This window comes from Flavobacterium sp. Leaf82 (assembly GCF_001422725.1).
Lineage (GTDB): Bacteria > Bacteroidota > Bacteroidia > Flavobacteriales > Flavobacteriaceae > Flavobacterium.
Genome location: NZ_LMMA01000012.1, coordinates 276,049 through 288,147, shown reverse-complemented (window position 1 = coordinate 288,147; position 12,099 = coordinate 276,049). Strand labels below are relative to the sequence as shown.

The window sequence follows — 12,099 nt, the reverse complement described above, 5'->3', positions numbered from 1 at the left end:
ACGCAGATCTCACAGATTTAAGCAGATTTATTTTTTTAATTCTCAATTTTTAATCCTTTTAATCTGTGCAATCTGTGGCATACATTTCTTTATTTTATCCACTCTGTTTTTAGAGTTGTTTTTCCTTGTAACGGGTTTGAAGTTACGTCAAAATTGTTTCCGGATTTTGTAACTTTTATTTCTTGTACTGCATCACCTTCCGGTAAAAATACTTTGGCTGTAGCCGAAGTTGTTTTGTCACTTGCGTAAACTTTCAAAGTTAATTTGCTCCAATCCATGTCTTTTGTAGATTGTGCTAAAGCGATGTGGGGCAAAGCTGTTCCGTCTTTTACTAAAACTACAATTGGTACTTCGCCTGCTTTGATTTTATGCCAACCGGATTGGTATACTTTTTTGGTTTGATAGTCAATCCATGTTCCTTCCGGAAGGTAAACATCTCTTTCTGTTACTTCTTCAAAAAGTGGCGCAACCAACATACTTGAACCAAATAAATATTCGTTGTCTACCAACCAGGCTCCCGGATCATTTGGATATTCTACAAATAAAGCACGCATCATTGGTAATCCTTTTTGAGAGCTTTCTTTTGCCTGAGCGTAGATATATGGCATTAATTCGTAACGCATATTATCTGCTTTTCTAAATCCTTCAAGGAAATCTTTGCTGTACAACCAAGGTTCGCGCGGAGGTTCTCCGTGGCTTCTTACGTGTGAAGTAAACATCCCGAAAGGCGCCCATCTTCTGTATAAATTCTCTGGGGATTTTGTTGCAAATCCTCCTACGTCATGACTCCAGAAACTGAATCCGCTTAATCCTAATGAAAGTCCGCCGCGTAATTCTGCCGACATTGCTCCGTTTGTGGTTTCAGCATCTCCACCCCAATGTAACGGGTAACGTTGAGATCCTGCCCAGGTACTTCTTGCCCAGATTAAAGTATATCCTTTTTCTTTTTGAGTAATTTCGGCAACAGCCTTATTGTATCGTAACGGATATAAATTATGTTCGTAAAATCCTGTTCTTCCTGAATGGTAAATTCCGTCTGGCGGAGCTGCTTCTCCAAAATCTACTTTGAAAACTGCTACTCCCTGATCGAATAAATGTTTCAGTTTTGCCTGATACCAGCTTACGGTTTCAGGATTTGAGAAATCCAGAACTGCATCTTCATACGGAAGATTTCCTTTGCGGTCTCTTACGGCTAAATTCTTATCCATGATTTCATCAAACAATGAGTTTTTTGGTGAGAAATAAGGCAATTGCCATAAACAAACCTGAAATCCGTCTTTCTTTAAATCGGTCATCATTTTTTGTGCATCCGGAAAACGTGCTTTTGCAAACTCGTAATTGTTTCTCCAATCTACATCAAACCAACCGGTGTCAAAGTGAATAACATCTGTTGGGATTTTATATTTACGTAAATCTCTTGCTACATCTCTTCCTTCTTTTTCTGAGAAATAAGTGATTCTGCTCATCCAGAAACCAAATGACCAAAGTGGTGGCATTGCTGCTTTTCCGGTTAAATCTGTGTATTGATCCAGAACGTCTTTTGGTTCTCCGATAAAGAAAAACAAATCGGCTTCGTCATCACCAATATACATTTCGTTGGCACTAGAATAATATCTACCAAAGTCAACTGTAATTGGGGTCGAATGGTGCATGAAAACTCCGTAACCACGACTGCTCATATAAAACGGAACAGGTTTGTACATCGTTTCGTTCTGAATTCCGTTGGCGTCATCTGCCCACAAAACTACTTTTTGTCCGCGTTTGTTGAATTGTGTAAATGATTCTCCGCAACCAAATATTTTTTCGTCCGGTTCTAAGCTAAAAGCTGCGCCCATACTTCTGGAATAATCGCTGTTTCTGCGCACATACGAAAACGGAAGTGTTGGTGTATACGTATTTTTAAAATCTGAATCGTGAAGTGTACTTGTCAGCAGTTTTCCGGTTTCATCGTAAATTTTTACATGCCACGGTTTGGTCAAAATTTCTACTTTTCCGTGTTTGCTTGTATAACTGTGACCACCTTCGATTTTAGCATATTTCCATAATTCCGGATGATTTGGCGCAACACCATTTATCAACATTAAAGATTCTTTTTCAGGGTGAAATTGTGGTCCTGAAGTGGTTTTGATTCTAATGGTTCTGTCTGAGACAAACTGAATCTGAAATGGTAATTCTGGTGAAGCCTGATATTCTGTTGTTGGAAATTCGTTTGCTGCAACGGTATCCGGTTTCATCATCATGTTGTTGAAAGCCTGACGCGTTTTATAATTGTATCTCAAATATTTTAAAGTTCCTTTTCCTGTTGCAGGATCAAAAGCGGTAAGTTCATCAGCAAAATAAAAGGTGTTCAGATAATTCTGAAAATCCTTGCTGATATCTACCGGAGCATTTAGCACATCTGCGTTCTGAATTTGTGCTGATGCTTTTGGCGAAAGCAACAATCCAAAACCCATGAATAGAGATAAAGAAGCTATCTGTATTTTTTTCATTGTGTGGTTATTTAGTTTTATTAATAGTCTTTTATTCTGCTGTAATTACAATTGTAGATTGTTTTAACCCATTTGCTTTTGCCGTTAATTCTAATCTTCCGGATTTATCACCTGATTGTACAATTACCAGACATTTTCCTGCCAGCGCCGTGTGTTTTGAGCCTTTGTATGATTCGTGACTAACGGGATTTCCGCTGGAAACGCCTACAATTTTTCCGTTTCCTTTTAAGGAGAAGTTGATTTCGTTAGTAGCATTTGGAGCTAAAATTCCTTTTGCATCGAGAATGTCTACGGTTACAAAAGACAAATCATTTCCATCTGCTTTAATCGTGCTTCTGTCTGCGGTAAGTTTTAAAGCTGATGGATTTCCGGCTGTTTTAATTTCGGTTTCCAGAACTGTTTTTCCGTTTTTACGGGAGATTGCTTTTAGTGTTCCGGATTGAAAAGGAATTCTCCACATTACATGTAAATCGTCTCCTTTTTTACTGCGAACTCCAACTGATTTTCCGTTAAGGAATAATTCAACCTCATCCGCATTATTGTAATATGCCCAAACGTCAACGGTTTGTCCTGCTTTCCAGTTCCAGTGCGGGAAAATGTGCAGAACCGTTTTGTCTGTCCATTCGCTTTGGTACATATAATAAACATCTTTTGGGAAACCGGCTAAATCGACAATTCCGAAATAAGAACTAATCGACGGCCATTCATACGGAGTTGGTTCGCCAATATAATCGAAACCTGTCCAGATGTACATTCCGGCAAGGAAATCATGTTTTTTAATTACTTTCCAGGTTGCTTCGTGCGTTGAACCCCAAGGTGTTTGTACCTGATCGTAAGCAGAAACTGTGTTACCCGGATTTCCTCCAGTAAATTTTTTATCCCAGCTAACTGGCCATTTTTTTATAGTGTCTGAAACGGCATCATAATAACCTCGTGTTTGTAAACCTGACGTAGTTTCTGTGGCGATGAAAGGAATTCCCGGAAAATTTTGTTTGTGATATTCATATGTTTGATGCGCATAATTGTATCCAATAAGATCCAAAGCACCAGATTTTGCAATTTTATTGTATTGAACCGCTGCTTTTTCGAATTGTAAATTTACTCCGTCAAGATTCATATTCACAGGCGGATTCATCGCTGCGGTAATTGGACGGGTTTTATCGTACTGACGTGTAATTGCGGCTAATTCTTTAGCAATTGTTACTCCGTCCTCGTTCCATTGTTCCGGAATTTCATTACCAATACTCCACATAAAAATACTGGCATGATTACGGTCTCGAAGCAATTGATCGATTAGATCTTTTTTGTGCCATTTGTCCCAGTCATTTCCGTAATCGTATTTGGTTTTGGTTTGTTTCCACATGTCAAAAGCTTCATCCATTACAATAAAACCCATTTTATCACATAAGTCTAAAAGTTCCGGAGCAGGTGGATTGTGTGAAGTCCTGATTCCGTTCACGCCCATTTCTTTCATAATCTCTAATTGACGTTCGATGGCTCTTGTATTAATTGCAGAACCTAACGGACCTAAATCATGGTGTAAACAAACTCCTTTTATTTTTACTTGTTTTCCGTTCAGGATAAAGCCTTTATCAGCATCAAATTTAAAATCCCTGATTCCAAAATTGGTTTTGTATTGATCTACAATTTTATCTTCTATAGCAATTTCAGTAACTGCTGTATACAATTCCGGTTTTTCAACCGACCATAAAATTGGTGTTTCGACCTGAGTTTCTTGTTTGATGGTTTGATTGGCATTTGCACCAATCGTTATATTTTGGGTAACGGATGTTACTTTGGTATCTTCTTTAAAAATAGTTGTGGTTACTGTTGCTTTTTTTGAAGTGGTGTTTTGATTTTGAATAGTAGTTTCAAAATGTACCGAAGCTTTTTGTGCAGTAACTTTGGGTGTTGTCACATAAGTTCCCCATTGTGCAACGTGTACTTTATCTGTGGTTTCGATCCAGACGTTTCTAAAAATCCCTGATCCTGAATACCAGCGTGAATTGGGTTGTTTTGAATTGTCAACCTTTACAATAATTTCATTGTTTTTATCTCCGTAATTTAAGTATTTAGAGATTTCATATTGAAAACCAATATATCCGTTTGGACGTTTTCCTAAATAATGTCCGTTTACCCAGACTTCGCTGTTTTTATAAACACCGTCAAAAGTAATTGAAGTTATTTTTGTGCTGTCCTGAGCATTAACTTTAAATGTTTTTTTATACCAGCCTAAACCTCCGTTAAGAGCTCCGCCTCCATATCCGGCAGGGCTTTTTTCGTCAAACTTTCCTTCAACGCTCCAATCGTGAGGAACGTTTAATGTTCTCCATTGGGTTGAAGCTCCAATAGTATCTTTGTCTTTTATGCTGTCATTTAAATGAAAGCTCCAATCTGAATTAAAAGAAACTTTTCTATCGCTAAAATTATCTTCTTTTTTGCTGCAGGAATCTAGTAAGATAATTGCGAGCAGCATTAATAATGATATTCCACTGTTTAAGTTTTTCCTATTATTCATTGGTATAATTTTTATTTTGGAAATTGAATTTAGAAATAAAAAAAGCTATTCTTATTTTCTATTCAGTATAATTTAAGTCTCAGTTTTAAAGAACAGTATAAAATGTCTTTAAAACTGAGACTATGAATTAAATAATTATGGCTTAACAATTAAGTGGTAAACCAGGTAACCACCATCTGCTCTAATAGCTAAAAAGCTTAATGTTGTTGGTGTTAACTCAACAATTTTTACATTGGCAAAGCTGGATGCAGAACTAAAATAACTCGCTTCATTTGGGTGCAGCATTTCTGTTCCTCCATTAAAAACTATTCTGTCATTTCTTGACTCTGTTGTAAGTGTAAAGTTGAAAGTTGCCTTTTTAGTAGTTTGTACCGTACTGCCAAGTTTTGGATTTGTTTGTGTTACTGAAACATTATATCCTCCGTTAAGGTCAAAGGTAATTTCTCCCCAGTTTTTATTTTCTAATCCGGCCCATGAAATATCTGTAAGTACCGGCCACCATCCTGCAGGACTAAGTGTGCTGTTGATATAGTTTGAGTCAACAAATTCAAGCGGTTTTATCATGTCTAATACCCATGTTTTTCCTGCTATTCCGTTTGTCAGGTTGCTCCATCTTGGATCACTAAAGTAGGCATCATCATTTTTTGCTACTGTAACTGATACAGGATCTGCTTGTACTGCGCCACCTCTGGTATATGCGGTATAATAAATCTTATAACTTCCTCCAAACGGAAGTATGATTTTATCATCTCCTTTGTTCGAATGTCCTAACTCATTTCCTTTGCTGTCAATATAATGCCAGTACGGAATTACACTTGGATCTTCGTTTTTCACGATAACTTCATGATCGTTGGCAGGGTTTTGAGTGATTGAAAATTTAGTTGTAGCCGGCGTTAATGTAACGGCATCTAAACTTTCTCGATCTTCAACAGGCTCACAAGAATATAATCCTGAACCTATGGTTATTGCAGCTATTATTATATATAATGTACGTTTCATAATCAATTGTTTTTAGTTAATTACCAACCTGGATTTTGTGAGATAGTACCGTTAGAAATTACTATTTGAGATTGTGGCAATGGCAACCAACCTAAAGTTTCTTTTCTAAAAGTCACATTAAATTGAGCATCAGATCCTGTATTGTCTATTGCAGCTTTTGCTACATCTACACCTTGTCTGATTAAGTCAAAATAACGTTGTCCTTCAAGTGCTAATTCTAAGCGGCGTTCTTCCATAATAACTGTTTTAGAAACGGTTACTCTGTGTGTTGTACTTTTAAAAGCACGGTCACGAACTTTATCTAAATCGGCTTGAGCCAATGCATTATTTGTACCTAAATTCAATTCGGCAGCCATTAATAAAACATCTGCATAACGAATAATAGCATAATCCTGGTAGTTATCAATCTGGAAATTTCCTCCGTTAATTTCTACAATTGCTGTTCCTGCTGCGTTGGTAATTGGGCAATATTTTTTCCAGGAGTAACCTGTGTACTGACGTTGTTCTCTGGCTTCGGCATTAAAATTCAAACCTTCTCCTGCAAAATTTATAATAGTTGCATCTCTACGTGTATCTCCGGTTTCGTATGCATTATATAGTTTTGGGTTTACAGTTGCTCCTCCCCATCCTGTTGCATATTTTCCTATTGATCCTCCACGAGGTGCAATATTTACCTGAAAACGGTTTCCTTCGTTTAGTGCCCAGTTTCCTTTTCCTGAACCATTAAAACGTACAGCCCAAACCATTTCGGTATTGTCTTCTCCCGCAAAATTTTCAAAAGAAGCAGCAAGCCAAAGATTCGCAAAATCAGCTACTAAACCGTGTCCGCTATTGCTAACTACATCATTAATATAAGTTACAGCTTGTGCTTTTGTAATTACACCTGCCATATCAGCTTTTTTGTAATAATCTGTATAAAACAAAAAGGTTCTTGCTAAATACGCTTCGGCAGCCCATTTTGTGATACGTCCGTAATTAGCGTTTCCGTTTTGAGAATAGTTATCGTTATTTAAATTATCAGCAGCAAATTTCAAATCATTTGCAATCAAAGCATAAGTAACCTCAGCACTTTGTCTTGGCAATTGAAATTCACTAGAGGTAATAATGTGATCTAAAGGCACTATATCCCCAAACATTTTTGCTGCCTGAAAATGAAAGTGTGCTCTTAAAAAACGTGCTTCTGCTTCGTATCTTGTTTTTAATGCTGTATCTGTTCCCCAGTTTATTTTATCAAGATTTGCCAATAAAATATTCGCTCTGTAAATTCCTAAATACGAGTTTTTCCAAACATCTGTATTCATGTCTTTATTGGTTACGTATAAAAAACGGTCCCATTCAACATCTGCCTGCGCATCTGCAACTCCATATCCTCCAAAACAATCATCAGAAGCCTGCTCGCTAATCAACAATTGTCCTCCGTAAGCTTCACGCTGCAATACATCATAAATAGAAACTAATCCCTGGTATGCATCGTTTGGAGTTTTATAAAAATTTTCTTCAACCTTAATTGTAGAAGGTTCTGTGTCTAAAAAATCAGTCGAACAAGCTCCTAAAACGAACAAGCTTGAAACAGCAAATAATTTTATATATGTTTTCATCGTTTTCATAATTTAAAAGTTAACATTAAGACCCATCATGTATGTTCTTGGCTGCGGATAATAACCTACGTCTATACCTTTTGCCCATGGTTGCGTCAAGTTACCATTAGCGTCTCTGTTTGTGTTTCCAAAACCAATTTCAGGATCCATTCCCTGGTATTTTGTAAACGTAAACAGGTTGTTTGCCGCAACATACAATCTGAATTTGCTGAAGAAACTCAACTTGTTTGTTAATTTTGTGAAATCACATCCAACAGTAAGACTTTTAATTCTGTAGAAATCTGCATTTTGAACATATAAGTCAGAGAATTTAGTGTAGTTACCATTAGTATCTGCTCCGTAAGTTACTCTTGGAACTTTGTTAGAACTTCCTTCTGTTGTCCATCTGTTTAAAACATCTGTTGTGTTATTGGTGTAAGCACGAGTTGGATCGTGAATTCCAAAAACGTTTTGACTTCCTGCAACTCCATACGTATAAACTGACAAGTCAAATGCTTTGTATGAAAGATCGAAATTTAAACCATATGTAAAATCAGGATTTGGATTTCCGATTTTCGTTTTATCATCTGCATCAATTTTTCCGTCTCCGTTTAAGTCTACAAAACGAACATCTCCCGGTACTGCGTTTGGTTGTACACCGGCAGCAACTTCAGCAGCGTTCTGGAAAATCCCGGCAGTTTTTAATCCGTAGAAATAACCTATTGGCTGACCAACTTCAACACGGTTCATCTCATCTGTTCCCTGAAACAATAAGTTTGTTTCTCCGTGAATAATTCCTTCGCTGTTTGCAACTCTAAGAACTTCGTTTTGGTTATGCGAAATATTTCCGTTTATAGAGAAATTCCAGTCTTTTCCAAAATTAGTACGGTAAGCAAGCGAAAGCTCGACACCTTTATTCTGGATATCTCCACCATTAATATAAGGAGCAGTTGCACCTGCATAAGTTGGGATAGAAGCAAGAACTAACCAGTCTTTTGTTTTCTTGTCGTAATAATCAAATGATAAAGTGAAATTCGTAAACAATGTAGCATCAAAACCTAAATCTAACTGCTCTGATGTTTCCCATTTCAGGTCACGGTTCGAAAGCTGATCCGGGCTTGCACCTGTTTGCAATGTTTCGTCGCCTGTACCAAAATGGTAGTTTTTATTATAAGAACTAATCGTTGACATATAAGAAAAAGCAGGAATTTGGTCGTTACCATTTTCTCCCCAGCTTGCTCTTAATTTTAGATTATTTACTACTTTATTTTCCGGGAAGAAGCTTTCTTTATCTACGTTCCAACCTGCAGAAACGGATGGAAAATTTCCGTATCTGTTTGAATTTGCAAAGTTTGATGAACCGTCTCTTCTAATTGTTGCCGTAAATAAGTATTTGTTATTATAGTCATAAAGCAAACGTCCAAAATAAGATTGAATAGCATAATCAGCACGGTTTCCTTTTACTGTATTTGATGTTTGATCTGTAGCATTGCTTAAATAAGCATGTGCAAAATCATCAAAAGTTAAGTTTCGGCCTGTAGCTTCCATAAAGTCAGACGTATTCTTTTTAGCAGATGTACCAACTAATACATCAAAATTATGTGATCCGGCAACTGTTGCTTTGTATTGAATTGTGTTTTCAAAAATCCACCCTAATGATTTAGTAGCGTTTTGTGTAACACTAGAAACAGTATTATTATCATTTGAAGAAAGAGAATAAACCGGTCTGAATGAACGATAATTACTGTCTGTCATATCAACACCAAAACTTGTTCTGTATGTAAAGTTTTTTAAGAATTTTAATTCTGCAAAAATATTCCCTACATAACGGTTTGATTTCGTTTCGTTGAAGTTGTTGTAGTACAAAGATCCTAACGGATTGCTGATATCTGCAGAAATAACAGAATGTGCAAAATCTCCATTTTCGTCGTAAGCAGCATCAATTGGCGCAGCATTTAAGAAGCTTCTGATACCGTTGCTGTAAATTCCCTGATCTGCAACTCCTGAACTTTTGATGTTTGCAAATGAGAAATTTTCTCCAATTTTTAAATGATTTTCAATTACTTCCGAAGTTGAGTTTACATTGAAAGTAACACGATTATAATCTGATTGATTGGTTACTCCGCCAATTAAACCTTCTTGTCCATAATAAGACAATCCTGTAGAAATTGTAGATTTTTTATCACCTCCGCTAATGGTAAGAGAGTGATTTTGTTTCATTGCACCATTATTGAATAAATCTTTTTGCCAGTCGTGATTAGGAAAAGCTGCAATTTGTGCTTGCGAATATAAAGGTGTTAAACCAGAATTTACACGAGCTTCGTTCATAATAGTAGTGTATTCTTGTGTGTTTAATAAATCCAGTTTTTTAGCAACTTGCTGAAAACCTGTGTAAGTATTGAACGCTACATTTATTTTACCTTCTTTTCCTTTTTTGGTTGTAACCAAAATAACTCCGTTTGCTGCTCTTGCACCATAAATAGATCCAGCCGAAGCATCTTTAAGAACGTCGATTCTTTCTATCGCTGACGGATCAAGATATCCAATCCCGTTATCAACCACTACACCATCAACAACATAAAGCGGTGTACTGTTTCCTGCCGTACCAACTCCACGAATGTTTACTGCCATTCCTGCTCCGGGTTGTCCTGAAGTCGAAGTAACATTTACTCCTGAAGCCTGTCCTTGCAATGCATTTACTACATCAAGACTGGCAACGTTCTGAATGTCTTTTCCTGATACTAATGAAGTTGCTGCTGTGTTTACTTTTTTCTTTTGAGTACCATAACCAATAACTACGATTTCCTTTAGTTCTGCAGTTTCTGCACTTAGTGTTACATTTATTTTGGTTTGTGTACCTACTGTAACTTTTTGTGTTTTATATCCCATAAAACTAAATACCAGTACATCGCCGGCTTTAGCTTCTATTTTATATAATCCATCAAAGTCAGTTGCTGTGCTTGTTTTTGTTCCCTGGACTAAAACCGTTGCGCCCGGAACTCCCATATTGTCATCTGCAGATGTTACATTTCCGCTTACAAATTTGGACTGCTCTTGTGCAAAACCAGACTGTATTGTAAAAACGCTTAGCAGCAGCGCTATACAAAACGGAAGCATTGTTGTTTTTATACAATATTTGCTTTTCATAATAATTAAGAATTGGTTAAATTTATAGTTAGTTACCTTATAATTTAATTTAGTATGCATTCGAAATAATTTGCTCGAATAATTCCTGTCTTCCACTAAGTGGTTGAGGTTCTCCACTTGCACGGGCAATTTTACTAAGATCTTCCAGAGACAATTCTCCGTTTTCGAACTTCGCTCCGTTTCCGCCGTCAAATGAACTGTAACGCTGCGTGCGTAATTTTCTGTAATCTGTATTTTGAAGTATGTGATCTGCGCAGATTAATCCTCTTGCAAAAACATCCATTCCTGAAATGTGTGCTATGAATTTATCTTCTAAATCGATTGAATTTCTTCTCACTTTTGCATCAAAGTTTACTCCTCCACCCTGAATTCCGCCACCTTCAAGGATAACTAACATTGCCTGAGTAACTTCCTGAAGATTTATTGGGAATTGATCTGTATCCCAACCGTTTTGGTAATCTCCACGGTTTGCATCAATACTTCCTAACATTCCAGCATCAACTGCAACCTGCAATTCATGCTCAAAAGAGTGTCCGGCAAGCGTTGCGTGATTTACTTCAAGATTTAGTTTAAAATCATTTTGAAGTCCGTATTTATTAATGAAACCTAATGAAGTCGCAGCATCAAAATCATATTGATGTTTTGTTGGTTCCATTGGTTTTGGTTCGATCAGGAAGTTTCCTTTAAAACCTTCTTTACGAGCATAATCTTTACACGTATTCAGGAATCTTCCTAAATGGTCCAATTCTCTTTTCATGTCTGTGTTCAACAAACTCATATATCCTTCGCGTCCTCCCCAGAAAACATAATTTTCGCCGCCAAGTGCAATAGTTGCATCGATTGCGATTTTTGCCTGAGCTCCTGCATATGCCAAAACATCAAAGTTTGGGTTTGTAGCAGCACCATTCATATAGCGCGGATTGCTGAATAAGTTTGAAGTTCCCCACAACAATTTAATGCCTGATTCTTGTTGTTTTTGTTTTGCATATTCAACCATAGTTTGAATACGGGTTTCGAATTCTGCTAATGTTGGTGCATCATCGACCACATCAACATCATGAAAACAATAATATGGCAAACCTAACTTAGTCATGAATTCAAAAGCCGCATCCATTTTGTCTTTGGCTCTTAAAATTGCATTTTCATTTTTATCCCATGAAAAAGTTTCAGTCGAAGCTCCAAACGGATCTCCTCCGGTATTACATAGCGTGTGCCAGTATGCCATCGAAAAACGCAAATGCTCTTTTAAAGTTTTTCCCGCTACGATACGATTTTCATCATACCATTTAAACGCTAATGGGTTATCACTTTCTCTACCTTCGAACTTAATTGTATCGATGTTTTTAAAATATTCGTTAGTTGTGCTCAT

General features: G+C 36.9%; 6 protein-coding genes. All 6 read right to left on the bottom strand.

From position 1 onward, the window contains the following. Window positions 1-89: 89 nt before the first annotated feature. The 6 genes from ASF10_RS09800 to xylA all read right to left on the bottom strand — a co-directional run bounded on the left by ASF10_RS09800 (window position 90) and on the right by xylA (window position 12,099). Window positions 90-2,489, bottom strand: coding sequence for an alpha-xylosidase (locus ASF10_RS09800; protein WP_056248289.1), 2,400 nt, complete (start codon window positions 2,487-2,489; stop codon window positions 90-92). Window positions 2,490-2,520: 31 nt separating this feature from the next. After that, window positions 2,521-5,007: a glycoside hydrolase family 2 TIM barrel-domain containing protein gene (locus tag ASF10_RS09795; RefSeq protein WP_056248286.1), complete on the bottom strand. Its 2,487-nt coding sequence runs from the start codon at window positions 5,005-5,007 to the stop codon at window positions 2,521-2,523. Window positions 5,008-5,142: 135 nt separating this feature from the next. Then, a complete protein-coding gene (locus ASF10_RS09790; RefSeq protein ID WP_241774939.1) occupies window positions 5,143-6,006 on the bottom strand; it encodes a hypothetical protein in 864 nt (287 codons plus the stop codon). 20 nt (window positions 6,007-6,026) lie between these two features. Continuing rightward, complete coding sequence (locus ASF10_RS09785) at window positions 6,027-7,604, bottom strand: RagB/SusD family nutrient uptake outer membrane protein (protein ID WP_056248970.1); 1,578 nt, start codon at window positions 7,602-7,604, stop codon at window positions 6,027-6,029. Between the two features lie 12 nt (window positions 7,605-7,616). Then, window positions 7,617-10,730: a SusC/RagA family TonB-linked outer membrane protein gene (locus ASF10_RS09780; RefSeq protein WP_056248967.1), complete on the bottom strand. Its 3,114-nt coding sequence runs from the start codon at window positions 10,728-10,730 to the stop codon at window positions 7,617-7,619. 49 nt (window positions 10,731-10,779) lie between these two features. Further along, window positions 10,780-12,099, bottom strand: coding sequence for a xylose isomerase (gene xylA, locus ASF10_RS09775; protein ID WP_056248280.1), 1,320 nt, complete (start codon window positions 12,097-12,099; stop codon window positions 10,780-10,782).

Bases quoted from the DNA above. Each gene is read 5' to 3' on its own strand.
- ASF10_RS09800 (WP_056248289.1), bottom strand. From the start codon at position 2,489: ATGAAAAAAATACAGATAGCTTCTTTATCTCTATTCATGGGTTTTGGA.
- ASF10_RS09795 (WP_056248286.1), bottom strand. From the start codon at position 5,007: ATGAATAATAGGAAAAACTTAAACAGTGGAATATCATTATTAATGCTG.
- ASF10_RS09790 (WP_241774939.1), bottom strand. From the start codon at position 6,006: ATGAAACGTACATTATATATAATAATAGCTGCAATAACCATAGGTTCA.
- ASF10_RS09785 (WP_056248970.1), bottom strand. From the start codon at position 7,604: ATGAAAACATATATAAAATTATTTGCTGTTTCAAGCTTGTTCGTTTTA.
- ASF10_RS09780 (WP_056248967.1), bottom strand. From the start codon at position 10,730: ATGAAAAGCAAATATTGTATAAAAACAACAATGCTTCCGTTTTGTATA.
- xylA (WP_056248280.1), bottom strand. From the start codon at position 12,099: ATGAGCACAACTAACGAATATTTTAAAAACATCGATACAATTAAGTTC.